The sequence below is a fragment of the Pantoea sp. UBA4549 genome (assembly GCF_002387285.1).
In the GTDB taxonomy this organism is placed as follows: Bacteria; Pseudomonadota; Gammaproteobacteria; order Enterobacterales; family Enterobacteriaceae; genus Pantoea; species Pantoea borealis.
Map to the genome: position 1 here is coordinate 1 of NZ_DGLH01000011.1, position 25,692 is coordinate 25,692.

22 protein-coding genes are annotated in these 25,692 nt (G+C 56.3%); 11 read left to right on the forward strand and 11 right to left on the reverse strand.

Annotated elements, in window-relative coordinates; all coding sequences use genetic code 11:
- Positions 1 to 72 precede the first annotated feature (72 nt).
- Both mobB and mobA read right to left on the reverse strand, forming a co-directional pair.
- Complete coding sequence (gene mobB, locus B3041_RS11310; protein WP_292972664.1) at positions 73 to 576, reverse strand: molybdopterin-guanine dinucleotide biosynthesis protein MobB; 504 nt, start codon at positions 574 to 576, stop codon at positions 73 to 75.
- Positions 576 to 1,148, reverse strand: a complete 573-nt coding sequence (gene mobA / locus B3041_RS11315) for a molybdenum cofactor guanylyltransferase MobA (RefSeq protein WP_292972667.1) — start codon at positions 1,146 to 1,148, stop codon at positions 576 to 578. Before mobA ends, mobB begins: the two co-directional genes overlap by 1 nt.
- Before the next feature lie 46 nt (positions 1,149 to 1,194).
- On the opposite strand from mobA, the gene B3041_RS11320 reads away from it, so the two are divergent.
- From B3041_RS11320 to polA, 4 genes are all read left to right on the forward strand, one after another.
- Positions 1,195 to 1,470: a YihD family protein gene (locus B3041_RS11320; RefSeq protein WP_292972670.1), complete on the forward strand. Its 276-nt coding sequence runs from the start codon at positions 1,195 to 1,197 to the stop codon at positions 1,468 to 1,470.
- A gap of 46 nt (positions 1,471 to 1,516) precedes the next feature.
- The gene (locus tag B3041_RS11325) at positions 1,517 to 2,503 is read left to right on the forward strand and encodes a serine/threonine protein kinase (RefSeq protein WP_292972673.1); all 987 of its coding nucleotides are present in this window, start codon (positions 1,517 to 1,519) and stop codon (positions 2,501 to 2,503) included.
- Between the two features lie 26 nt (positions 2,504 to 2,529).
- On the forward strand, positions 2,530 to 3,159 hold the full coding sequence (gene dsbA, locus B3041_RS11330) for a thiol:disulfide interchange protein DsbA (RefSeq protein ID WP_065648383.1): 630 nt from the start codon (positions 2,530 to 2,532) through the stop codon (positions 3,157 to 3,159).
- 366 nt (positions 3,160 to 3,525) lie between these two features.
- The gene (polA, locus tag B3041_RS11335; RefSeq protein ID WP_292972678.1) at positions 3,526 to 6,309 is read left to right on the forward strand and encodes a DNA polymerase I; all 2,784 of its coding nucleotides are present in this window, start codon (positions 3,526 to 3,528) and stop codon (positions 6,307 to 6,309) included.
- Positions 6,310 to 6,599: 290 nt separating this feature from the next.
- Here the strand turns inward: polA and yihA are convergent, their stop codons facing one another.
- Positions 6,600 to 7,244, reverse strand: a complete 645-nt coding sequence (gene yihA / locus B3041_RS11340; RefSeq protein WP_065648385.1) for a ribosome biogenesis GTP-binding protein YihA/YsxC — start codon at positions 7,242 to 7,244, stop codon at positions 6,600 to 6,602.
- A gap of 554 nt (positions 7,245 to 7,798) precedes the next feature.
- Here yihA and yihI point away from each other — a divergent pair.
- A complete protein-coding gene (gene yihI, locus B3041_RS11345; RefSeq protein WP_065648386.1) occupies positions 7,799 to 8,320 on the forward strand; it encodes a Der GTPase-activating protein YihI in 522 nt (173 codons plus the stop codon).
- Positions 8,321 to 8,553: 233 nt separating this feature from the next.
- A complete protein-coding gene (gene hemN / locus B3041_RS11350) occupies positions 8,554 to 9,927 on the forward strand; it encodes an oxygen-independent coproporphyrinogen III oxidase (RefSeq protein ID WP_292972682.1) in 1,374 nt (457 codons plus the stop codon).
- Between the two features lie 31 nt (positions 9,928 to 9,958).
- Here the strand turns inward: hemN and B3041_RS11355 are convergent, their stop codons facing one another.
- The 4 genes from B3041_RS11355 to glnA all read right to left on the reverse strand — a co-directional run bounded on the left by B3041_RS11355 (position 9,959) and on the right by glnA (position 14,237).
- Entirely contained in the window at positions 9,959 to 10,084 is a 126-nt protein-coding gene (locus tag B3041_RS11355; RefSeq protein ID WP_292972685.1) for a YshB family small membrane protein, read from the reverse strand.
- A gap of 99 nt (positions 10,085 to 10,183) precedes the next feature.
- On the reverse strand, positions 10,184 to 11,593 hold the full coding sequence (gene glnG, locus B3041_RS11360; protein ID WP_065648389.1) for a nitrogen regulation protein NR(I): 1,410 nt from the start codon (positions 11,591 to 11,593) through the stop codon (positions 10,184 to 10,186).
- A gap of 7 nt (positions 11,594 to 11,600) precedes the next feature.
- Positions 11,601 to 12,650, reverse strand: coding sequence for a nitrogen regulation protein NR(II) (glnL, locus tag B3041_RS11365; protein ID WP_065648390.1), 1,050 nt, complete (start codon positions 12,648 to 12,650; stop codon positions 11,601 to 11,603).
- Between the two features lie 177 nt (positions 12,651 to 12,827).
- Positions 12,828 to 14,237, reverse strand: coding sequence for a glutamate--ammonia ligase (glnA, locus tag B3041_RS11370; RefSeq protein WP_065648391.1), 1,410 nt, complete (start codon positions 14,235 to 14,237; stop codon positions 12,828 to 12,830).
- A 439-nt stretch (positions 14,238 to 14,676) separates the two neighbouring features.
- Here glnA and typA point away from each other — a divergent pair, with 439 nt between their 5' ends.
- From typA to fabY, 5 genes are all read left to right on the forward strand, one after another.
- Positions 14,677 to 16,497, forward strand: coding sequence for a ribosome-dependent GTPase TypA (gene typA, locus B3041_RS11375; protein WP_065648392.1), 1,821 nt, complete (start codon positions 14,677 to 14,679; stop codon positions 16,495 to 16,497).
- A gap of 138 nt (positions 16,498 to 16,635) precedes the next feature.
- Positions 16,636 to 17,232 carry a glucose-1-phosphatase gene (gene yihX, locus B3041_RS11380; RefSeq protein WP_065648393.1) on the forward strand — a complete coding sequence of 199 codons (597 nt, stop codon included), beginning with the start codon at positions 16,636 to 16,638 and terminating at the stop codon, positions 17,230 to 17,232.
- Positions 17,233 to 17,237: 5 nt separating this feature from the next.
- Positions 17,238 to 18,104, forward strand: coding sequence for a virulence factor BrkB family protein (locus tag B3041_RS11385; protein WP_065648394.1), 867 nt, complete (start codon positions 17,238 to 17,240; stop codon positions 18,102 to 18,104).
- Positions 18,101 to 18,538 (forward strand): D-aminoacyl-tRNA deacylase, encoded by a 438-nt coding sequence (gene dtd / locus B3041_RS11390; RefSeq protein WP_292972694.1) that lies wholly within the window; start codon positions 18,101 to 18,103, stop codon positions 18,536 to 18,538. The genes B3041_RS11385 and dtd overlap by 4 nt, the downstream gene beginning before the upstream one ends.
- A gap of 59 nt (positions 18,539 to 18,597) precedes the next feature.
- Positions 18,598 to 19,545: a fatty acid biosynthesis protein FabY gene (gene fabY, locus B3041_RS11395; RefSeq protein WP_065648396.1), complete on the forward strand. Its 948-nt coding sequence runs from the start codon at positions 18,598 to 18,600 to the stop codon at positions 19,543 to 19,545.
- A 49-nt stretch (positions 19,546 to 19,594) separates the two neighbouring features.
- Here the strand turns inward: fabY and B3041_RS11400 are convergent, their stop codons facing one another.
- From B3041_RS11400 to trmH, 4 genes are all read right to left on the reverse strand, one after another.
- The gene (locus B3041_RS11400; protein WP_065650415.1) at positions 19,595 to 21,274 is read right to left on the reverse strand and encodes an AsmA family protein; all 1,680 of its coding nucleotides are present in this window, start codon (positions 21,272 to 21,274) and stop codon (positions 19,595 to 19,597) included.
- A 122-nt stretch (positions 21,275 to 21,396) separates the two neighbouring features.
- Complete coding sequence (locus B3041_RS11405) at positions 21,397 to 22,785, reverse strand: nucleobase:cation symporter-2 family protein (RefSeq protein WP_065648397.1); 1,389 nt, start codon at positions 22,783 to 22,785, stop codon at positions 21,397 to 21,399.
- 133 nt (positions 22,786 to 22,918) lie between these two features.
- Positions 22,919 to 24,997, reverse strand: a complete 2,079-nt coding sequence (recG, locus tag B3041_RS11410) for an ATP-dependent DNA helicase RecG (protein ID WP_065648398.1) — start codon at positions 24,995 to 24,997, stop codon at positions 22,919 to 22,921.
- A complete protein-coding gene (gene trmH / locus B3041_RS11415) occupies positions 24,994 to 25,689 on the reverse strand; it encodes a tRNA (guanosine(18)-2'-O)-methyltransferase TrmH (protein ID WP_065648399.1) in 696 nt (231 codons plus the stop codon). The genes recG and trmH overlap by 4 nt, the downstream gene beginning before the upstream one ends.
- Between the last annotated feature and the right edge of the window lie 3 nt (positions 25,690 to 25,692).

The window sequence follows — 25,692 nt, forward strand, 5'->3', positions numbered from 1 at the left end:
TCAAGTAAAAGAGCCCTGAACGTCTGTTCAGGGCTTTTTTACGTCTGCAGAAAACGCAGAAATGAGTAAAATTTAAGCTTTTTTCAGCCAGCTGGCGATAAAGTCAGCGATGCGGTCAGGCTGGTTGATATCCAGCAGCGGCAGATCAAGCGCCAGGGCTTCATCGCTGGCTATGGCAATCACATATTCATCCAGCAACTCTTCTGCCCCGCCTTTAACACCACGCCGCCACAGCGCAATTTTTGCCACCTTTTCATCCCTGAATCCTTCAACCAGTATCAGATCCAGCGCTGCGCTGTTCATCTGTGCTGCCAGATGCTGCAGAGATGCGGGTTCATCTGGCGTTTCACACATCAGCGCCCAGCGCCGTTCACTGGCAACCATCACCTGGTCGGCGCCCGCTTTACGTAAAACGTAGCTGTCTTTACCTGGCGTATCGATCTCCAGCTGATGATGAGAATGCTTGATTAGCCCGGTCCGGACACCGCGCTGTTTTAACAGCGGTATCAGCGATTTAAGCAGCGTAGTCTTGCCGGTACCGCTCCACGCGGCAATGGCGAGTAAAGGGGCGTCCATTATTCTCCTTCCTCCTGTGCCAGATCGTCTGCGGTATTGATATTACGGAATACTGTCTCATCCTCATCAAACAGCACTGCATGGCCGCCGCTGGCGCGCAGAAACTGCATCAGACGCCGTTCGCCGCGTGAGAGATACATGGCCAGTTCATCAGCCAGCGCCCGGTTAAGCAGAGCCAGTACCGGATGATCGCGCATGACCGATCTGACCCAGACCGCCGGCGCCTCTGCGCGCTGTTGCCATAGCCGCAGGACAAAATCCTGAGGAATATAGGGCGTATCACAGGCGCAGAAAACAACCCATTCGCTCTGGCTATGGCGTAATCCGCTCAGCATACCCGCCAGCGGACCGGGCCAGTCAGGTAATGTGTCTGTTATCACTTTACAGCCGCTTAACTGATATTGATCAAGGTGCCGGTTAGCGCTGATCAGCACACTCTCTACCTGTGGCTGCAGTCGCTGCAGCACATGCTGATAAAGAGGCTGATTATGCAGCCGCACCAGCCCCTTATCACGACCTCCCATACGGCTGCCCTGGCCACCCGCCAGAATAACGCCGGTAAATACGGGCATGGTTATCTCCTTTTATAAACCCGCGCAGTGTAACGAGGGATCGGCTATGAAAACCCATCGTCTTAACGAACTGATTGCGCTCCTGCAGCCTGCCTGGCAGCAGGAGCCTGAATGTAACCTGCTGGCTTTTTTACACAAGCTGGCGCAGGAGGCGGGCTTTCATGGCCCGTTAAGTGAATTAAGCGACGACATATTGATTTACCATCTCAAAATGCGTGATACCGATAGCACCACAGAAATACCCGGTATCAGAAAAGATTACGAAGCAGACTTTAAAACAGCACTGTTACGCGCACGCGGTGTGATCAAGGCTGACGAGTAGTGCTATCCTTGCGCATCTACTGCAAAGGTAACATACAGGGCCGACAATGAACGACGCTGCCTTTAATTTTCATACGCTGGATCCGGATGCCATTCTCGACGCTTTATGGGATACCGGCCTGCGGGTGGAGTCAGGCTTAACGGCGCTGAACAGCTATGAAAACCGCGTTTACCAGTTCAGCGATGATGAAAACCGGCGCTACGTCGCTAAGTTTTATCGTCCGCAGCGCTGGAGCCGGGAACAGATCCTTGAAGAGCATGCGCTGGCGCTGGATCTGCTGAATGACGACGTGCCGGTAGCGGCACCGCTTACGCTACAGGACAGCACGCTTAACCAGCATGCCGGATTTATGTTTGCCGTGTTCCCCAGCGTCGGCGGTCGTCAGTATGAAACGGACAATGAGGAACAGATGGAGTGGGTGGGCCGCTTCCTCGGCCGCATGCATCAGACCGGACGTCGTAAACCTTTCGTCCGGCGTCCGGAGCTGGGGCTTGAAGAGTATATCCGGCAGCCACAGCAGACGCTGGCCCACAGCGAGCTGGTACCGGCAAGGCTTAAAGAGAGCTTGCTGAAGGCTATAGAGCGTCTCTTCAGCACGCTGCAGCAGAGCTGGCACACGCAGTGGCAGCCGCTGCGCCTGCACGGCGACTGTCATCCGGGCAATATTTTATGGCGTGACGGCCCGATGTTTGTTGATCTGGATGATGCGCGCACCGGCCCGGCCGTGCAGGATCTCTGGATGCTGATAAACGGCGATCGACAGGAACAGCGCATTCAGTGGGATATTCTGATAGAGGCGTATAACGAGTTCGGTGATTTCGATTTACATGAATTGACACTGATTGAGTCTTTACGCGCCATGCGCATGGTTTATTATCTGGCCTGGGTCGTACGCCGCTGGCAGGATCCCGCTTTTCCGCGTGCGTTCCCCTGGATGACTGACGAGGATTTCTGGCGCCGGCAGATTGCACTCCTGATTGAGCAGGAGCGACTGTTGCACGAACCCCCATTACGGCTTGGTCCGCAATTTTAATAACGTACTCAGGAGATAGGTTAACAATGAAAAAAATCTGGCTTGCGCTGGCGGGAATGTTGCTGGCATTTAGCGTATCAGCGGCGCAGTTCACCGACGGTAAACAGTATGTCACGCTGCAGAAGCCGGTGGCAGGTGAACCTCAGGTCATGGAATTCTTCTCGTTTTTCTGCCCGCACTGCTATCAGTTTGAACGTGTTTACCACGTCAGCGAGGCAGTGAAGAAGAACCTGCCGGCTGAGACCAAAGTGACAAAATATCACGTCGATTTTCTCGGCGGTGACTTAGGGCCGGTTGTAACGCACGCCTGGGCAGTGGCTATGGCACTCGGCGTGGAAAGCAAAGTTACCGCACCAATTTTTGATGGCATTCAGAAGACACAAACCATCACCGATCCGGCCAGCCTGAAAGAGACCTTTATCAAAGCAGCAGGGATCTCAGCTGGCGATTATGATGCTGCCTGGAACAGCTTTGCGGTCAAGGCGCTGGTTGCGCAGCAGCAGAAAGCCGCTTCTGACGTCAATCTGCAGGGCGTGCCGGCTATTTTTGTTAACGGCAAATATATGGTCAATAACGGCGGTCTGGACACCAGCTCTATGGAGAATTTTGTCGCCGATTATGCCAACGTGGTTAAGTTCCTGGCTGAAAAGCAGTAACGTAATACGCTTAAACGCTGGCAATGCCAGCGTTTTTTATTTCTTTCTCCCTCATTTATTCTTTTTTCCGCGGATCCTCCGCAGTGATATCCACATGGACGATCGCGTCCCCGAAATCGCGCTCTGTGTCACGGAAACTTATTAACTTACTGTAAATAAATAGTTATTATCTGCTCTTTTTTTTTCTCATCCTGAAAAATTAGCGCCCTGTAAAATTTGCGCACAAAGTTATCCACAGAAAGATCGCTGCGATCCGCGTTTGATAACCGTGAAAAAAAGTGCCTCTCTCCCGTGTTCATTCAACATTTTTCTCAGGTTGTGGCATCCTTATAAGCCTGAATCTCGCAACGAAGAAACCTTAACACTATGGCGAAAATCGCAGAAAATCCCCTGATTCTGGTAGACGGATCCTCTTATCTCTACCGTGCATATCATGCCTTTCCGCCACTGACCAACAGCGCGGGTGAACCCACCGGCGCGATGTATGGTGTGCTCAACATGCTGAAAAGCCTGCTGATGCAGTATCAGCCCAGCCATGTGGCTGTGGTCTTCGATGCGAAAGGAAAAACCTTCCGTGACGAACTGTTCGAACACTACAAGTCTCATCGCCCGCCGATGCCTGACGATCTGCGTGCGCAGATCGCACCGCTGCATGAAATGGTAAAAGCGATGGGGCTGCCGCTGCTGGCCGTATCGGGCGTGGAAGCGGACGATGTTATCGGTACGCTGGCGCTGGAAGCGGGTAAACAGGGGCGCAGCGTGCTGATCAGCACCGGTGATAAAGATATGGCGCAGCTGGTGACGCCAGAGATCACGCTGATCAATACCATGAGCAATACCGTACTGGGACCGGAAGAGGTTGAAGAGAAATATGGTGTGCCGCCTGCACTGATCATCGATTTTCTGGCGATGATGGGCGACAGTTCCGATAACATTCCCGGCGTGCCGGGCGTAGGTGAGAAGACCGCGCAGGCGCTGCTGCAGGGACTGGGTGGCATGCATGCCATTTATGAAAATCTCGACAAAGTAGCCGGTCTGGCATTCCGTGGCGCGAAAACCATGGCGGCCAAACTCGAACAGAACCGCGATGTGGCCTTTCTCTCCTACCAGCTGGCGACCATTAAAACGGATGTGCCGCTGGAGGTGAGTTACGATCAGCTGACGGTGAACCAGCCTGACGTTGAGACGCTGCAGACGCTGTTTGCCCGCTTTGAATTCCGGCGCTGGCAGGCCGATCTGCAGGAAGGTAAGTGGCTGCAGGGCAAAAAGAGCAATGTGCAGGCGCAGAGCGTGCTGGCTGATGAGCCCGAGGCCGCGGAAGCCACCAGCGTGCTCTCAGCAGACGGGTATGTCACTATCCTTGATGAGGCAACCTTTAGCGCCTGGCTCGATAAACTGAAGCAGGCTGACGTGTTTGCCTTCGACCTTGAAACTGATTCACTCGATACGCTCAGCGCGACCATTGTGGGTATCGCCTTTGCCGTCGCGCCCGGTGAGGCCGCCTACCTGCCGGTGGCGCACGACTATCTGGACGCACCCGATCAGCTCGATCGCACCGACGTGCTGGCGAAATTAAAACCGCTGCTGGAAGATGAACGCGCGGCGAAAGTCGGGCAGAACCTGAAGTACGATCGCGGCGTGCTGAAAAATTACGGTATCGAACTGCGCGGCATCCGGTTTGACACCATGCTGGAGTCATACTGTCTGAACAGCATTGGCGGCAAGCATGATATGGACAGCCTCTCGGCGCGCTGGCTGAATCACAAGACGGTCACGTTCACGGAGATCGCCGGCAAAGGCAAAAATCAGCTCACGTTTAACCAGATTGCGCTGGAGCAGGCGGCACACTATGCGGCAGAAGATGCCGATGTGACGCTGCAGCTGCATCAGCAGATGTGGCCAAAGCTGGAGCAGGAAGCGGGTCCGAAACAGGTCTTTACGGACATCGAAATGCCCCTGGTCACGGTGATTTCACGTATTGAGCGTAACGGCGTGCTTATCGATCAGAATATCCTCGCCAGGCACTCTCAGGAGCTGACCACCCGCCTCTCTGAACTGGAACTGAAGGCGCATGAACTGGCGGGCGAGCCGTTTAATCTCTCCTCAACTAAACAGCTGCAGACCATCCTGTTTGAAAAGCAGGGCATTAAGCCTACGAAGAAGACACCGGGCGGCGCACCTTCAACCAGCGAAGAGGTGCTGGCCGAGCTGGCGCTTGATTATCCGTTGCCAAAAGTCATTCTGGAGCATCGGGGGCTGTCAAAGCTGAAATCTACCTACACCGATAAACTGCCGCAGATGATTAATCCGGTCTCCGGACGCGTTCACACTTCTTATCATCAGGCCGTCACGGCGACCGGCCGTCTCTCTTCGACCGATCCGAACCTGCAGAACATTCCGGTCCGTAACGAAGAAGGTCGCCGGATCCGTCAGGCCTTTATTGCCGGTACAGATAAACGGATTGTTGCTGCGGACTATTCCCAGATTGAGCTGCGCATCATGGCGCATCTGTCACAGGATAAAGGTTTGCTGGATGCCTTTGCCCAGGGGGAGGATATCCACCGTGCCACGGCAGCGGAAGTATTTGGTTCCGCGCTGGAAAAGGTCTCAGCCGAGCAGCGCCGCAGCGCCAAAGCGATTAACTTTGGCCTGATTTATGGCATGAGTGCTTTTGGTCTGTCGCGCCAGCTGAACATCGGTGCCGGTGAAGCGAAGAAATATATGGATCTCTACTTCGAACGCTATCCGGGCGTGCTGCGTTACATGGAAAAGACCCGCGATCAGGCGGCGTCCAAAGGCTATGTGGAGACGCTGGACGGGCGTCGTCTGTGGCTGCCGGATATCAAATCCAGTAACGCTATCCGCCGCAAAGCGGCTGAGCGTGCGGCAATCAATGCGCCGATGCAGGGAACTGCAGCAGATATCATCAAGCGGGCAATGATTGCCGTGGATGGCTGGCTGCAGCAGCAGAACGGTGATGACGTGAAGATGATCATGCAGGTACACGATGAACTGGTGTTTGAGATCCACAAAGACGCGGTGGAGAGCGCCAGCGCAAAAATCCGTCAGCTGATGGAGAGCAGCATGACGCTGGATGTGCCGCTGCTGGTGGAAGTCGGCGTCGGTGATAACTGGGATCAGGCGCACTGATCTAACTTGCTGCCTGCTAAACATTTTTTCGGGAATTAAACTATAGCTTCTGTGCAAAAGTGTGACGAGGCTGGTAAAAATTATGTCAAAACCTGAAAGTGAATCACAAAAAATCCTTTGTCGGTCAGAAAAAATCAGGTAAAGTTCGTCGCGTAGGGTACAGAGGTAAGATGTTCTATCTTTCAGACCTTTTACTTCACGTAATCGGATTTGGCTGAATATTTAGCCGCCCCAGTCAGTTATGACTGGGGCGTTTTTTATTGGGCTTTTTTCACCTGGCCACGCTGACGTTACTCTGCTGGCAGGTTATCTGCATCGCCTTCCCGGGCTGGCTCAAGTTCGCTGAACCAGGTATCCAGCTTCTGACGCACTTTGTCCACGCCCAGCTTTTTCAGCGAAGAGAACATCTCAACCTGCACGTCGCCCGTAAAGCCCAGCGCGGCTTCACGCACCATATTGAGCTGCGCTTTACGCGCGCCAGAAGCAAGCTTGTCCGCTTTGGTCAGCAGCACTAAAACCGGAATGTTGCTGCTCACGGCCCACTCAATCATCTGCTGATCGAGATCTTTAAGCGGGTGGCGGATATCCATCAGCACCACCAGCCCTTTCAGCGCCTGCCGCTTTTGCAGATATTCTGCCAGCGCACGCTGCCATTTACGTTTCATCTCTTCCGGTACTTCGGCATAGCCGTAGCCGGGCAGATCCACCAGACGTTTGCCCTCAACCACTTCAAACAGGTTGATAAGCTGGGTACGCCCCGGCGTTTTACTGGTGCGCGCCAGACTTTTCTGGTTAGTCAGTGTATTAAGCGCACTGGATTTGCCTGCATTTGAGCGCCCGGCAAAGGCTACTTCAATACCCGTGTCGGACGGCAGATGACGGATATCTGGCGCACTGAGCATGAAGTGAGTAACGTGATAATTCAAAGCAGACAAAATAGACTCCAGCTGATAGATACGGACTAATGCGCTGATTATACCTGTTATGACGCAAAAGTATCTGACAGCTGTTGCCCTGACAGACTGTGTAAGAGATCGCCGTTTCATGATGCCAGTTTTGGCTGAAATATAAAAAGTTCAATATTTTTTTATCATTAAAATACAAAGTCTTGCGTTGTTTTAATCACTCTTTTCTCTAAATAAGGGCAAGGACTCACTTGTTGATTCTGCACTTTCGTCTACATTTGGTGTCAGTGCAAGGCAGCACCCATCAGGATGATGCGCTCAGGAGTGTCCGGAAGACCACGAGCATGGCAGGAGTACGATTCAGGCAGGAATCGGGAAAGGACAGGGATTACTCGCAGGAGCGATATGGCGACGGAGTGACCGGGACGTTGAGAGCCGTAAAGGATTTATTCAGAGTTTCCTTCGTACGAAGGTGCGAAATAAGGCGATAGCAAAAGCTATCGCCTTTTTTCTTTGTCTGCTTTCTGCTAGATTTCGCCGCAATTCTATACTGAACTCACCAGGCATCACTGAGACCGGATACCATGAAGCAACCTGCACCCGCCCAGCGTGGCAAACCCGCTGCTAAAGCCAAACGCAAATCGCGTGAAGAACTGAATCAGGAAGCGCGCGATCGTAAACGTGACAAAAAGCACAGCGGCCATAAATCGGGCAGCCGTGCCAGCCCGACGGCGCAGAGCAGCGGCAGCGCACAGACTAAAAAAAGCAGCGATGCCCGCATTGGCAGCAAAAAACCGGTATCGCTGGTGGCTGAAGGCAAAACGCAGCCCGTGACAAAAGCGGCACCTCAGCCCAAAGCGAAAGCGCAGAAAGTACGCCTGACGCCTGAAGAGGAGCTGGCGAAGCTGGAGAACGACGAACGTCTCGACACACTGCTTGATCGCCTGGAAAAAGGCGAGACGCTGAGCGGTGAAGACCAGGCGTGGCTGGATGAGACGCTGGACCGCATCGATGAGCTGATGGAAACGCTGGGGATCGCGCTGGATGATGACGCCGAAGATGAGCAGGCTGAAGAAGATATGATGCGCCTGCTGAAAGGGCAGTAATTCCGTTACCGGACGGCATGCGCCGTACTGCATGCCGCGCTGAGCAGGTATTCAACAATGTTTTGGCCTGGATCAATTTTAGCGCTGCTGCTCACATGTTATATCCTCTGGTTATTGTTTAAACTACGCCGCCTGTCGCGCCTGAAATCGCGTTTACGGCGGCGTTCCCTTCACCGCTTCACTGACCCTTCTGCGCGACCTTTCCGGACCACACGCCACCGAAAGAGGTAAGCATGACCGCGCAGCAGATAGAATGGGATCAGCAGCTGGTTGAGAAATACAGCGGCTCAGGCCCGCGTTATACTTCCTATCCCACCGCGCCGGAATTCAGTGAAATTTTCCGCGACGCAGATTTTCAGCAGGCTGCTACCCGCTATCCTCACCGGCCGCTCTCCCTTTACGTGCATATTCCGTTCTGTCACAGGCTATGTTACTTCTGCGGCTGCAATAAAATAGTGACGCGTCAGCGGCATAAAGCTGACCGCTATCTGAATGCGCTGGCACAGGAGATCGCCTGTCGTGCACCGCTGTTTGCCGGTCGCCGGGTAACTCAGCTGCACTGGGGAGGCGGCACGCCGACCTTCCTTGACGGACCGCAGATAAGCCGGCTGATGGCGCTGTTGCGGCATCACTTTGATATAGCGGATGACGCTGAAATGTCGATCGAAATCGATCCGCGTGAGATCGCACCGGCCACGATCGATCATCTGCGGGCGGAAGGATTTAACCGCCTGAGCATAGGGATTCAGGATTTTGATCGGGCGGTGCAGGCGCGCATTAACCGGGTACAGGATGAAGCGGCAATTGGTGCGCTGGTAAAGCGCGCGCGCGAACAGGGCTTTCGTTCGGTCAGTTTCGATCTGATCTACGGTCTGCCGCTGCAGACTGCGGAACGCTTTGCACGGACACTGCAGCGGGTGATCGGGCTTGCTCCCGACCGTCTCAGCCTGTTCAGCTATGCGCATATGCCCGCGCTGTTTGCGGCGCAGCGCAAAATCAAAGCAGCAGAGCTACCCGACGCCGCGCAAAAGCTGCTGATCCTGCAGCAGAGCATTGCCACACTGACCGCCGCAGGCTACCAGTTTATCGGGATGGATCACTTTGCCCGGCCGGATGATGACCTGGCGATCGCGCAGCGCAGCGGCCTGCTGCACCGCAATTTTCAGGGCTACACCACGCACGGTGAGAGCGATCTGCTGGGACTGGGCGTTTCTGCTATCAGCATGCTGGGCGACAGCTATGCGCAGAACCGGAAAGTGCTGAATGAGTGGTATGCAGGGGTGGAGCAGCAGGGTAGCGCGCTGTGGCGCGGATTAACGCTGACGGAGGATGATCGTTTGCGGCGCGAGGTCATTAAACAGCTTATCTGCAACTTCACGCTCGATTTTGCCGCCGTGGAGGCGCAGTGGCCGGTCGCGTTTGAAGACTATTTTGCTGAAGATTTGACGCAGTTAGCCCCGCTGGTGGCGGAGGGGCTGGTGCGTTATGAAGCGCGGCGCCTGACGGTGACCGGGCGCGGCCGTCTGCTGATCCGCTCTGTCTGCATGTGTTTTGATCGCTATCTGCGGCAGAAAAACCGCCAGCAGCACTATTCCCGGATTATTTAAATAACAAAGGGAGCAGTACGCTCCCTTGCTATTAACTGAACAGGCTCGCCGTAACGGCGCATACCACAGCAGCCAGCGCAGTCTGCGGCGAATGTGCCACCGCGCTGCCAATGGCTGCCAGGTTATGCGCTATCGTCAGCATGACAGATTGCAGCATGATACTTCTCTCCCGATTACCGCGCATATGATACTCATCGGTAACGGTCTGTACAGCCTGTGCGTGCAAAAAATCAGCAGAAAGCCGCTCCCTGCAGCGTTACTCCATGCCCAGCTCTTTGAGCTTGCGCGTCAGTGTGTTGCGTCCCCAGCCGAGCAGGCGTGCCGCTTCCTGTTTATGCCCCTGAGTATGACGCAGCGCCGTCGTCAGCAGGGTGCGCTCCATCTCCGGTTGCGCTTCGGATAACAGGTTCTGATGACCGGAACGCAGTGCGCGATCGGCCCACTGTGCCAGCAGCGTGGCCCAGCTGTCCGGCAGCGATTGCACCGGACTGTCAGGCGTGACGGATTCAAACAGCTCCGGCGGCAGATCCTGAATCAGCACTTCCTGACCGGCGGCCATGACCGTCAGCCAGCGGCAGGTGTTCTCCAGCTGGCGCACGTTGCCTGACCAGTGCAGGCGGGTCAGCGCCGTTTCCGTTTCCGGATGCAGGATTTTGGCCTCAACCCCCAGCTCGCGCGCGGCGACCTGCAGGAAGTAGCGTGCCAGACGCGGAATATCTTCGCGGCGCTCACGCAGCGGCGGCAGATGCACACGAATAACGTTGAGGCGGTGGAACAGATCCTCACGGAATTTGCCCTCCTGCACGCGCAGCTCAAGGTTCTGATGCGTGGCGGCAATAATGCGCACATCCACCTTTACCGGCGCGTAGCCGCCCACGCGATAGAACTGACCGTCTGCCAGCACGCGCAGCAGACGCGTCTGCACATCCAGCGGCATATCGCCAATCTCATCAAGAAACAGCGTGCCGCCATCCGCCTGTTCAAAGCGGCCCTGGCGGATCTGGTTAGCGCCGGTAAACGCCCCTTTTTCATGCCCGAACAGCTCAGATTCAATCAGGTCTTTCGGGATCGCTGCCATATTCAGCGCGATAAAAGGCGCCTTGGCCCGCGGGCTGTGGCGATGCAGCGCATGCGCGACCAGCTCTTTACCGGTTCCGGACTCTCCGTTGATCAGCACGCTGATTGAGGAGCGGGAGAGACGGCCAATAATACGGAACACATCCTGCATCGCCGGCGCTTCGCCGATGATGTCGGTTGTCGGGCCGCTGACGGGCTGATTGCGCGGCTGCTGCTGCTCCTGATAGTGGCTGATGGCGCGCTCGACCAGCGCGACCGCCTCATCAATATCAAACGGCTTCGGCAGATAATCAAACGCACCCTGCTGATAGGCGCTGACGGCGGCATCAAGATCGGAGTGCGCCGTCATAATGATGACCGGCAGCATCGGATGACGCTGTTTAATCTGCTTAAGTAGCGCCAGGCCATCCATGCCCGGCATGCGGATATCTGACAATAATACGTCCGGGGTTTTGCTGGCGAGTGCATCCAGCACTTCACTGGCGCTGTCAAACGTCGCGCAGCTTAAACCGGCTCCAGTGAGCGCGCGTTCAAGCACCCAGCGGATGGAGCTATCGTCATCGACGATCCAGACTATCCCTCGTTGCATAGAAACCTCACTGGCGAATGGGCAGGTAAACCGAAAATTCGGTGTGGCCTGGCCAACTGTTAAATTCAATTTTTCCTGAGTGCTGATCGATCAGACTGCGGGCGATAGAGAGCCCGAGACCGGTGCCGCCTTCGCGTCCGCTGACCATGGGATAGAACAGCGTATCCTGCAGCTGTGCCGGGATACCCGGTCCGTTATCTTCCACATCAATACGCGCCACCAGCCGGTAGCGTGTGCCGTGCAGCGTCAGCTGAAAAGCGGTGCGCGTACGCAGCACGATGGTACCGCCCTCTGCGCCCAGCGCCTGCAGCGCATTGCGTACTACGTTAAGCAGCACCTGTTCAATCTGGTCAGGATCGTGCGGCAGTTCCGGCAGACTGGGGTCGTAGTCGCGCACCAGCGTGACGTTATCCGGCAGCTCCATCGAGACCAGCTTGACCACGCGTTCAGCCACCTGATGAATGCTCTGCGTAACGTGCAACCCCGGCTGCTGCGGGCCCAGCAGACGATCCACCAGATTGCGCAGCCGGTCTGCCTGCTCGATGATAACGTTGGTATATTCATTCAGCGACGGGTCAGGTAGCGCGCGCGACAGCAGCTGCGCTGCGCCGCGCAGGCCGCCAAGCGGGTTTTTAATCTCATGCGCCAGGCCGCGTACCAAATCGCGTGCGGCAACCTGCTGAGCATGCTGGATCTGCTCCTGGCTGAGCCGGCGCTGATTGTCCATCGGGGCCATCTCCAGCAGGATCAGGCCGTCTGGCAGACGCTGCGCGGTCAGCGACATAATATGCGCACGTCCGTCGACCACCAGCGTGACTTCGCTGTCGGTAAAGCCCTGGCCCGCAGCCAGGCTCTCACGCATCACGTCAATGTTCAGCGAAAAGTAGCCGGTCAGTTCCGGCAGCGGTGTGCCAAACAGTTTGCGCGAACTCTGCGCCAGCAGCTGCTGCGCAGCCGGATTGGCATAGCGGATCACCAGCCCGTCATCGACCAGCAGAATACTGTTTATCAGGGAGTTGAGAATCTGCCCTGCATCAGGCAGTGAGCCAGCAACCATACCACGATCCTCTGCACCAAATTAGTGCACTATAGCGTTTTGGGATGGAAAACTCCCTGATAACGGCAATTTTGCGGTGAAAAAAACCCATCCGGAGATGGGCTAAAGTTTCCACGGCAACAAAAAAACGTTGTCCTCTTTTGCCCGGACTGGCGGACAAAAGAGGTGAATGGCCATTTAAACGCTGTAGTAGAGTTCAAATTCAACCGGGTGTGGCGTCATGCGAACGCGATCAACATCTGGCTTGCGCAGCTCGATGTAAGCATCGATAGCGTCGTCAGTGAATACGCCGCCGCGGGTCAGGAACTCGCGATCTTCATTCAGCGCGTTCAGCGCCTCTTCCAGAGAACCGGCTACTTTCGGGATCTCCGCTTCTTCTTCCGGCGGCAGATCGTAGAGGTTTTTGTCCATCGCATCGCCAGGATGGATTTTGTTGATGATGCCGTCGAGGCCAGCCATCAGCAGTGCAGTAAACGCCAGGTATGGGTTAGCCGCTGGATCCGGGAAGCGCGCTTCAATACGGCGAGCTTTCGGGCTGGCAACAACCGGAATACGGATAGAGGCAGAACGGTTACGCGCAGAATAAGCGAGCATAACCGGCGCTTCATAACCCGGCACCAGACGCTTGTAAGAGTTGGTGGTGGGGTTAGCCAGGGCGTTAATTGCTTTAGCGTGCTTGATCACACCGCCGATGTAGAACAGTGCCGTTTCAGACAGGCCGCCGTACTTATCACCGGAGAACAGGTTTACGCCACCTTTAGAGAGTGACATATGGCAGTGCATACCGGATCCGTTATCACCAAACATTGGCTTTGGCATAAAGGTTGCGGTCTTGCCGTAAGCGTGCGCGACGTTGTGCACGACATACTTATAAATCTGAATTTCATCCGCTTTTTTGGTCATGGTATTGAAGCGGGTTGCCACTTCGTTCTGACCAGCGGTTGCCACTTCGTGGTGATGTGCTTCTACAACCAGCCCCATCTGCTCCATGGTCAGACACATGGCAGAACGGATATCCTGAGAGGAGTCAACCGGTGGCACCGGGAAGTAACCGCCTTTCAGGCCCGGACGATGGCCTTTGTTGCCGCCTTCGTACGCTTTGCCGGTGTTCCAGCACGCTTCGATATCATCGATAGCAACATGTGAACCTGAAGTCGACGAGCCGAAACGGATATCGTCAAACAGGAAAAATTCTGGCTCAGGCCCGAACAGCACCGTGTCAGCAATACCGGAAGAACGCAGGTACTCTTCGGCGCGCTTGGCAATGGAACGCGGGTCGCGATCGTAACCCTGCAGCGTGCCTGGCTCAAGGATGTCACACCGGATGATGAGAGTCGGGTCTTCGAAGAACGGATCCATCACCGCGGTGGTGGCATCCGGCATCAGCACCATGTCTGATTCGTTAATGCCTTTCCAGCCACCGATGGATGAACCATCGAACATTTTGCCTTCTTCAAAGAAGTCTGCGTTAACCTGATGAGCAGGAATGGTGACGTGCTGTTCTTTACCTTTGGTATCGGTAAAACGCAGATCGACGAACTTAACTTCATGCTCGTTCATCATCGAGAGAACGTGTTCAGCGGACATACTCAACTCTCCTGGAAATGGTCATCTGTTGTCGTGGTGAGAGAACTCAAAATGCCTGGAATGTGTCACGACTACTGACCACCCCTGACTAAGATCCCGGCAAGCTATTCAGCCATCAGGCCACTGTCGTTTGCACTTAAAAAAGATAAAGCGAATTCTGTGCCAACTTTTTTCAAGCGCGATAAATGGCGCTGTACGGCGCGCTGCGGTGCATCAGCAGCTGCACCAGAACAGACGCATTGCTTTATTATGGTGCAAATCCGTGCGGTGTCAGCACTAAAATGGTGCACAAAGCCAGCAGGATGCAGATATTTGCACCGCTAATGGTGCTAAAAATCAGCAGCGCGAGAATATTGTCGGGAAAACTGTGATCATGTTCAGTATTCCGCTTAATCCGTGTACAATACCGCGTTATTTCTATAATGCCTGAGGCAAAGCTGTGATCGAAAATTTGCGTAACATCGCCATCATCGCGCACGTTGACCATGGAAAAACCACCCTGGTCGACAAACTGCTGCAACAGTCCGGTACTTTTGACGCTCGTACCGAAGCGACTGAACGTGTGATGGATTCCAATGATTTGGAAAAAGAGCGTGGAATTACCATCCTCGCAAAAAACACCGCCATCAAATGGAACGACTACCGTATCAACATCGTTGATACCCCGGGACACGCCGACTTCGGTGGTGAAGTAGAGCGCGTCATGTCCATGGTGGATTCGGTGCTGCTGGTTGTTGATGCGATGGATGGCCCTATGCCGCAAACCCGCTTCGTAACCAAGAAAGCCTTTGCCCACGGTCTGAAACCTATTGTGGTTATCAACAAAATTGACCGTCCAGGCGCGCGTCCTGACTGGGTTGTAGATCAGGTATTCGACCTGTTCGTTAACCTCGACGCGACTGATGAGCAGCTGGACTTCCCTATCATTTACGCGTCAGCGCTGAATGGTATTGCAGGTCTGGAACATACTGATATGGCTGAGGACATGACCCCGCTGTATCAGGCAATCGTCGATCACGTTTCTCCGCCGCAGGTTGAAGCTGATGCGCCGCTGCAGATGCAGATTTCACAGCTGGACTACAACAACTACCTGGGCGTTATCGGTATTGGCCGCATCAAGCGCGGTAAAATCAAGCCGAACCAGCAGGTAACGGTGATTGATAGCGAAGGCAAAACCCGTAACGCAAAAGTAGGCAAAGTGCTGACGCATCTGGGTCTGGAGCGTATCGACAGCGATCTGGCAGAAGCGGGCGACATCATTGCTGTTACCGGTCTGGGTGAGCTGAACATCTCCGATACCATCTGCGACACGCAGAATGTACAGGCCCTGCCGGCGCTGAGCGTGGATGAGCCGACCGTGACCATGTTCTTTAACGTCAATACCTCACCGTTCTGCGGTAAAGAAGGTAAATACGTTACTTCACGTCAGATCCTGGATCGCCTGAACAAAGAACTGGTACACAACGTTGCGCTGCGCGTTGAAGAGACCACCGATGCTGACGCGTTCCGCGTATCAGGTCGTGGTGAGCTGCACCTTTCTGTTCTGATCGAAAACATGCGTCGTGAAGGTTTCGAGCTGGCGGTATCCCGTCCGAAAGTTATCTTCCGTGAGCATGAAGGCCGCAAGCAGGAGCCATTTGAGAACGTGACCCTCGATATCGAAGAGACCCATCAGGGCTCGGTGATGCAGGCGATGGGTGAGCGTAAAGGCGACCTGAAAAATATGGATCCGGATGGCAAAGGCCGCGTACGTCTCGACTACGTGATCCCAAGCCGTGGTCTGATCGGCTTCCGTAACGAATTCATGACCATGACCTCCGGTACCGGTCTGCTTTATTCTACCTTCAGCCACTACGACGACGTTCGTCCGGGTGAAGTGGGTCAGCGTCAGAACGGCGTTCTGATCTCCAACGGTCAGGGTAAAGCCGTTGCGTTTGCGCTGTTTGGTCTGCAGGATCGCGGTAAGCTGTTCCTGGGTCACGGTGCAGAAGTCTATGAAGGCCAGATCATCGGTATTCACAGCCGCTCTAACGACCTGACAGTAAACTGCCTGACCGGTAAGAAACTGACCAACATGCGTGCGTCAGGTACCGATGAGGCAACCACGCTGGTTCCGCCACAGAAAATGACGCTGGAGCAGGCGATCGAGTTCATCGATGATGATGAACTGGTTGAAGTCACGCCACAGTCAGTGCGTATTCGTAAACGTCACCTGACCGAGAACGATCGCAAACGCGCGTCTCGCGGCGGTAAAGAGTAAGCGATACCTTCTGTTATCAGGCCCCGCACTGCGGGGCTTTTTTGTTTTTGTTGCCCGCCTTTTCCCCGGCTGCTTACTGTTCAGCTACGCTTTTTGCCGCTAGAGTGAATGATCCCGGAAGCACAGAGGAGAGGCGTCATGCTGTACATCTTTGATTTGGGTAACGTGATCGTTGATATCGACTTCAATCGCGTACTGGGCGTCTGGAGTGATTTAGGTCGCGTGCCGCTGGCCACGCTGCAGAGTCGCTTCGGCATGGATGAAGCGTTTGAACAACATGAACGGGGTGAAATCAGCGACCCTGAATTTGCTGAACGTCTTTGCGAGCAGCTCGATATTGCCCTGAGCTATGAACAGTTCACTGCCGGCTGGCAGGCCGTGTTTGTCGGCGTGCGCCCGGAGACGCTGGCCATCATGAACCAGCTACGCGCCCGGGGCGAGCGCGTGGTGATCCTTTCCAACACGAATCAGCTGCATTTTGAGTTCTGGCCAACACACTATCCGGAAGTGCAGCAGGCTGCCGATCGCGTCTATATGTCGCAGGATCTCGGCATGCGTAAACCGGAAGCCCGTATTTTCAGCTATGTGCTGGCGCAGGAGGGGTACACTGCCGATCAGGCCATTTTCTTTGATGACAATCAGGCAAATATCGATGCGGCACGCGCGCTGGGAATAGACAGCGTGCTGGTGGAGGACCACAAAACCCTGCCAGACTGGTTTGCAGCGCGTGGATAAATGTGATGGCTAACACTCTGCGCCACCGGGCGCATGCGTTCTTTTTATGGCTCAAGCTGCTGTGGCGGCGTATCGACGAAGACAACATGACCACGCAGGCAGGTAATCTTGCCTACGTCTCCCTGCTGGCACTGGTGCCGCTGGTCGCGGTGATCTTCGCGCTGTTCGCCGCGTTCCCGGTGTTTTCCGACATCAGCGTACAGCTCAAGAATTTTATTTTTACCAACTTCATGCCGGCAGCGGGTGACGTGATCCAGCGCTACCTCGACCAGTTTGTGGCTAACGTTAACAAAATGACGGCAGTGGGGGCTGTAGGGCTGATTGTGACGGCGCTGCTGCTAATGCACTCCGTTGACAGCGCGCTGAACACCATCTGGCGCAGCAATTCGCCGCGTCCGATGGTCTATTCGTTTGCCGTCTACTGGATGATCCTGACGCTGGGACCGCTGCTGGCTGGTGCCAGTCTGGCAATCAGTTCCTATTTGCTGTCGCTGCGCTGGGTGAATGTTACCGGCGTAACCAGCCTCATCGACCAGCTGCTGCGTATTTTCCCGCTGGTGCTCTCTATTCTGGCGTTCTGGCTGCTTTACAGCGTTGTGCCAACGCGCCGCGTGCCGGGGCGCGATGCGCTCACGGGGGCAGTGGTGGCAGGTCTGCTGTTTGAGCTGGGCAAAAAAGGCTTTGCGCTCTATGTTACGATGTTTCCTTCGTATCAGTTAATTTACGGCGTACTGGCCGTTATTCCGATCCTGTTTCTGTGGGTCTACTGGACGTGGTGTATTGTTTTGCTGGGAGCGGAAGTCACCGTCACCCTGAACGACTATCGCCAGCTAAAGCAGCAGGAACATGAACCATCCCGTGAGGAAACATGATTGCATTAATTCAGCGCGTCAGTGCCGCCAGCGTGACGGTCGACAACCGGATCATTGGTGAGATTGGCGCAGGACTGCTGGTGCTGCTGGGCGTGGAGAAAGAGGATGATGATCAAAAAGCGCGGCGACTCTGCGATAAAGTGCTCGGCTACCGTGTTTTCGGTGACGAAAATGACAAAATGAATCTGAATGTGCACCAGGCTGGCGGCAGCGTGCTGGTGGTTTCGCAGTTTACGCTGGCAGCAGATACCCGTAAGGGCATGCGTCCCTCATTTTCCGGGGGAGCCGCACCGGCCGAAGCGGAGCGACTGTATAACGTCTTTAGCGACTGCTGCCGGGCCAGCGGTATCACCACCGCCTGCGGTCGCTTTGCGGCGGATATGCAGGTTTCACTGGTAAATAACGGTCCGGTCACTTTCTGGTTGCAGGTGTGAGATCGGCAGTCGGGCGACAGGCGATCGGCCACGCAGGCTCCGAACGGGAGAACCATTTTATGTATCATCTTCGAGTGCCGCAGACGGCTGAAGAGCTGGACATGTATTACCAGTTCCGCTGGGAAATGCTGCGCAAGCCGCTACGCCAGCCACAGGGCTCAGAACGTGACGCCTGGGATGCGCTGGCGCATCATCAGATGGTGGTGGATGAGCAGGGCAAGCCGGTTGCTGCAGGCCGCCTCTATATCAATGCCGAGAACGAAGCGGCTATTCGCTTTCTGGCCGTGCACCCGTCGGTACAGGGCAAGGGGCTGGGTACGCTGGTGGCGATGACGCTGGAGTCCGTTGCACGCCAGGAGGGCGCCAAGCGCGTAACCTGCAGCGCGCGCGAAGACGCCGTGGAGTTTTTTGCCAAGCTGGGTTTTATCAATCAGGGTGAAATTACGGCACCGCAGACCACGCCGCTGCGTCATTTTCTGATGATTAAACCGGTGGTGACGCTGGATGACATTCTGCACCGCGCCGACTGGTGCGGTCAGCTGCAACAGGCGTGGTATGAGCACATTCCTCTGAGTGAAAAAATGGGCGTGCGCATTCTGCAATATACCGGACAGAAATTTGTTACCACCATGCCGGAGACCGGCAATCAGAACCCGCACCATACGCTGTTTGCCGGCAGCCTCTTTTCACTGGCCACGCTGACCGGCTGGGGACTGATCTGGCTGCTGCTGCGCGAACGTCACCTGGGCGGGACCATTATTCTGGCGGATGCGCACATCCGCTACAGCAAACCGATCAGCGGACGGCCCGGTGCCATCGCCGATCTCGGCTCGCTGAGTGGCGATCTCGATCGCCTCGCGCGCGGGCGTAAGGCGCGCGTGCAGCTGGAAGTAGAGCTGTATGGTAATGAGGAGCCGGGCGCAGTATTTGAGGGCGTTTATATTGTACTGCCTGCAGATCAGCATGGTCCGCTTGAAGCGGGTGGCTCTGGCGCGCTGATAAACTAAGGGTGTCGGCACCGATCGCGCTTGCAACAACGCGATCGGTGGGCCGGTATTACTCTGTCTCTCCGTTACGCATGGTCTGCTGCAGCGATCCTGCGTCGGTGGTAACGGAAAGGTCTGCTGAAATGCCCGGACGCAGTGGCGTACCGGCGCGCAGCGAACCCTTAAGCTGCAGCTGCAGCGTGCTGTTACCGCTCTGCGTCAGGGCCGGCCAGCCCCAGTTTTCCAGCACGTTTGCCGGCACCGCCTGGCCTTTCAGGCTCAGTGTGAGCGGGCGTCCGGCACTCTGACCCACCGTTGCTGTCGCTTCCAGCAGTCCGTTGCCGTTAAAGGCGCTCATTTCTGTTATCTGGATCTGCTGCTCATCTGCCGTCAGTGCGATTGAGGGATGACGCAGATCGGTACGGTTAAACGTGGCTTCTGCCGCATTAAAAGCTGCTTTGCCTGACCAGATCCCCCACTGATGTTCACGCGCCAGCAGCAGGTTGTCCGCAGAGCCGTCCAGTGCGGTCATCTGGAAAGGAAACGCCGGGTTGATATCGATGATCAGGTTACGATTAGCGGTGGCGTGCTTCACCAGCACGCTGCCAAGCCAGGCGGGCAGGGGGGCCTGCCAGCGCTCGCGCCAGTTCTGCGGTAACGTATACTCCAGTCCGGCCACCGCCAGATCGTCCAGCGTCAGCTGCCGGTTGCTGCGCGTCCAGCTGCCGCTGGCGCGCAGAATACCGTTAACCCAGCGCGAGCTGAACTGCGTGAGTCTGACACCTTCAGGCGAGAACTCTGCATTAACAATGGGATCATCCAGCGCCAGGCTGCCATTGATAAAGTTACCTGCATTCATTGCCAGGTAGCCCTCTTTGCTTTGCCAGTCCCCGTTGTGCAGGGTGATGTCCCGCAGCGTAAGATCCAGATCGGTGACGGCCCAGTCGGGGCCCTGCAGCCGGGCATCGGTGAGATCCAGACGATGAATACTGACCGCAGGGGCCGTCAGCAGCGGGCGCAGAAATTCATTCAGCGATTTGCTGGTCTGCAGGCGGATATCATTCAGGCGCAGCTGATTGATGCTCCAGTTACCCCCGGCGTCACGCTCTGCCCGGCCGGTTACCGAGCCGCGTGCGATATCCGCACCGATTGTGGTTAGCTGCAGGCGGCGCTGCGCCACGTTGCCCTGCAGCAGCACGTTATCACCGGCCACTCCGTTCAGCGTCAGCTGCGCCGCGCTCATCTGAAACTGTGCGTCACTGCCCAGCATATCGGCGGGCGTGGGTTTCCATGGAATGATACCGCCATTAATGCCGCGCGCAGAGAGCGGCAGCGCCGTGCGCGGGCTCTCCAGGCGTACATTTCGCAGCTGCAGGCGGTTTGCCTGAATCGGCAGCGTGGTCGCTGGCGTCTGATTAGCGAGATTGATCTCCCCTTCATGGATTTCAATGCTGTCGAAATGAAGCCAGTCGCTGAACTGCACCAGCGCCAGGCCAAGATCGATGCGTTTAGCCACGACAACCGCCGGCTGGCCGTCGTGACCAAAGCTGAAGTTATCCAGCACGATATGCGAAGGAGAGGAGAAGTTATGCTCAATTTTACTGACGGAGAGATGCCAGGCTGTTTTGTCGCTTACCCAACGGCTAAACCAGCCGGCGCCCCACTGTGTCTGCACCAGCACATAACCGATCACCAGCAGCAGCAGAATCAGCAGTAATAAAGTAAGGAAAAACTTGCCCAGAAATTTCATTGCATTCATCCATCGCGATCGTTGTCCGGTCAGTGGTTGTTATGCCTGAATTACCGTTGCAGCTCAACTGTCTGGCGAAAAATGCGAATAAATAGCAGGCAGGCTGATGCCTGCCTGCTGCGCTATTTTTCCTGCGGGAAAATAAGATTAAGCACAATCGCCGTAATACCGCCGGCAGCAATACCGGAAGAGAGCAGCGTTTTCAGCCACTCTGGCGCAAACTGCAGGATCAGCGGCTGCTGAGAGACACCCAGCCCGACCGCCAGCGACAGTGCAATAATCATGATGGCGCGGCGATTAAGCGGCTCGCGCGAGACAATGCGCACGCCGGAGGCAGCAATGGTGCCAAACATCACAATAGTGGCGCCACCCAGTACCGGTTCCGGAATATGCTGAACAAAGCCGCTGACCGCCGGAAACAGCCCGAGTACCACCAGCATCAGCGCCACCACAAAGCCCACATAGCGGCTGGCTACGCCGGTCAGCTGGATCACGCCGTTGTTCTGTCCAAAGCAGGAGTTGGGGAAGGTATTAAACAGGGCAGATACGCAGGAGTTCAGGCCGTTTGCCAGCACGCCGCCTTTCAGACGCTTCATATAGAGCGGGCCGCTGACCGGCTGTTCTGAAACGTCAGAGGTGGCGGTGATATCACCGATGGTCTCCAGCGAGGTAACCATAAAGACCAGCATCAGCGGGATCAGCAGATTCCAGTCAAAGCCCAGCCCGTAATAGAGCGGTGAGGGCACGGCCAGCAGCGGCTGCTGTACCGGTGCCGCGCTCTCCGGCAGCATATCCAGCCCCCACGCCAGTGCATACCCCACCGCCATCGCGATCACCAGCGATGCGACGCGCAGATAGGGGTTGCGCTGCCGGTTAAGCAGAATAATGACCAGCAGCACGGCACCTGCCAGCAGCAGGTTTTCAGGTGCGCCAAAGCTGTGATCGTTCATCGCGGCAAAACCACCGCCAATCGAGGTCAGCCCGACCTGAATCAGCGAGAGACCGATAATCATTACCACAATGCCCGACACCAGCGGCGTAATAATCCGGCGTGCAAGATGCAGCACGCGCGACAGCAGCATTTCGGTACAGGAGGCGACCATCAGCGTGCCAAACAGCGCCGCCATCATGGTGGGCACATCCGCTCCGCCATTCTTCAGCGCCATACCGCCCATGATCAGTGGGGTGACAAAGTTAAAGCTGGTGCCCTGAATCGACAGCAGCCCGGACCCAACCGGTCCCCAGGTTTTGATCTGCAGCAGTGACGCCACGCCGGAGGCAAACAGCGACATGCTGATGATGTGCTGCGTATCCTGTGCCGGCAGTCCCAGCGCCTGGCAGATCAGCAGCGCCGGGGTGATCACGGCAACAAACATCGCCAGCAGATGCTGACAGGCGGCAAACAGCGTCTGCGGCAGCGGCGGGCGATCCTCAAGACGATAAATCAGTTCGCTTTTTGTCGTGGCAGACGCACTGGCGGGCGAAAGGGGTTCGGCACGATTAACAGGCATGACAGGCTCTCAGTAACAGCAAAGTGGCGATTTTAAACGGTTGCCCGCTGAAAGCAATCGTTTGCATAGCTGGCGTCACTCTTCCGCTGGGTGATTTTTCCGCAGGCGCACAGGGCGCGGCGGAAACAGGTACCTAGGCGTGGCTGTAGCGTTCAGTTTCCGGCAGCCAGCGCTCAATCAGCGCCTGTGCCTGTTGGGGATAGTATTGATGGATATGGCGTGCCACGCGCTGCACTTCCGGGATCATGGCCTGATCGCGCAACAGGTCAGCTACCCTGAATTCAGCATTGCCGGTCTGCCGCGTGCCCAGCAGCTCGCCGGGCCCGCGAATTTCGAGATCGTGCTGCGCAATCACAAAGCCATCGTTGCTGTCGCGCAGGACCTGCAGGCGACGCTGAGCCGTTTTGCTCAGCGGGGCTTTATAAAGCAGCACGCAATGTGAGGCGACGGCACCGCGCCCGACGCGCCCGCGCAGCTGATGCAGCTGTGCCAGGCCAAGCCGCTCCGGATTTTCGATGATCATCAGGCTGGCATTGGGTACATCCACGCCAACCTCAATAACGGTAGTGGCGATCAGCAGCTGGATCTCGTTGGCTTTGAATGCGGCCATCACTGCCTGCTTCTCTGCAGGCTTCATGCGACCGTGCACCAGGCCTGTGCGCAAATCGGGCAGCGCAACGCGCAGCTCCTGCCAGGTCGCTTCGGCAGCCTGCGCTTCCAGCACCTCCGATTCATCAATCAGGGTGCAGACCCAGTAGGCCTGACGGCCCTCCAGACAGGCGTTTTTTACGCGTTCAATAATGTCGCTGCGGCGCGTATCCGGAATGGCCACCGTCGTCACCGGCGTACGGCCCGGCGGCAGTTCATCAATAGTTGACGTGTCGAGATCGGCGTAGGCGGTCATCGCCAGCGTACGCGGGATGGGGGTCGCGGTCATGATGAGCTGATGGGGATGAAAACCCTGCTCTTCGCCTTTTTCCCACAGCGCCAGCCGCTGATGCACACCAAAGCGGTGCTGCTCATCAATGATCACCAGCGCCATGCCGCTGAATTTTACCTGCTCCTGAAACAGCGCGTGCGTGCCCACGACCATCGCCACCTGGCCGCTGGCGATTGCCGCCTGCTGCGCTTCGCGCGCTTTGCCTTTCTGCTTGCCGGCCAGCCAGCCCACTTCGATGCCGAGTGGAGCAAACCACTGGCGGAAATTCGCCGCGTGCTGCTCGGCCAGCAGTTCAGTCGGCGCCATCAGCGCGACCTGTTTGCCGTGGGCAATCACGTTAAGCGCGGCCAGCGCCGCCACCAGCGTTTTCCCGGAGCCGACATCACCCTGCACCAGACGCAGCATCGGATAGTCATTGGCCAGATCGCGCTCAATCTCCTTTACCACACGCTGCTGTGCGCCGGTCGGAGAGAAAGGCAGCGCGGCCAGCAGTCTGTCCACCAGCGTATGACAGGCGGGCAGCGGCAGCGCATGATGACGTTGTGCCCCCGCGCGCACGGCCAGCATGCTGAGGTTATGCGCCAGCAGCTCTTCAAGAATTAATCGTTTCTGTGCCGGATGACGGCCGGTTTCCAGTTCGCTGAGCCGGAGATCGGGTGGCGGCCGGTGCAGCGTGCGCAGCGCATCAGGCAGGCTGATCAGCCCGCCGCTCAGCTCCGGCGGCAGCAGCTCAGCAATCGCACAGCTCTCCAGCAGAGTCAGCGCCTGGTCAGTCAGGTTGCGCAGCGTGGCCTGACGTATGCCTTCCGTGGTGGGATAGACCGGCGTCAGGGTTTCCTGCAGCTCTGCGCCGCCCTGCTCGCCCTGAAGGCGATATTCAGGATGGATAATTTCGGCACCGCGCTGCCCGCGCTTGATCTCACCATAAGCGGTAACGCGGCGACCGGGTGCCAGGCTGTTTTTCATGCCGGCAGTGAAATTAAAAAAGCGCAGGGTAGCAATCCCGCTGCCGTCACTAATCTGGCACACCAGCATGCGGCGGCGACCAAACGTGACCTCGCTGTTCAGCACTTCGCCTTCAATGGTGGCCCAGATACCGGGCAGCAGGTCGTTGATTTTATAGAGCTGAGTGCGATCTTCGTAGCGCAGCGGCAGGTGAAGCAGCAGATCCTGGATAGTAAACAGGTTAAGTCTGGCCAGCTTAGCGGCCTGGCTGGCGCCGACGCCGGTCAGGGTACTGAGCGGTATGGCATCCAGCAGCCGGCCTTTCATTTCCGACCCGTGGCTTGCATGGCGGACCACCAGCCGGCATCGGCATCAATGCCGCCCTGCATATTGATCTGCGGATAGGGCAGGCCTTTCTGCTTCGCCACGCGTGCGAGAACCGGATAGCCGCCTTCAAACAGCAAACGCTGCTGCTCTGCTTCATCCAGCAGGCTGTGCTTACGCTGATACATCCCGGCATTCTGCCGCTGGCGCTGTGCTTCATAAAGGATAAGCGCGGAGGCCACAGAGACATTCAGCGACTGCACCATACCCACCATCGGGATAATAATATCCTGATCAGCCAGCGCCAGCGCGTCGGCAGTGATGCCGGTTTTTTCCTGACCCATCAGAATGCAGGTCGGGCGGGTGTAATCAATAGCGCGAAAGTCGACCGCTTTTGCTGAGAGGTTGGTGGCCAGCACCTGCATGCCGCGATCTTTCAGATGGCGTACTGCTTCAGTGATGTGCGTATGGGTTTTAACGTTTACCCAGCTGTTGCTGCCCGCGGACGCCGAAACCATCGTGCGCATCCGCACGCTGGGCCAGACGGCGTGAACTTCATGAATACCCACCGCGTCTGCCGTGCGGATCACCGCAGAGACATTATGCGGCTTGTGCACCTGCTCCATGCAGACGGTAAGATCGTGCTGGCGCAGCGCCAGCATTTCCTGAATTCGGGCAAAACGTTGAGCATTCATGCA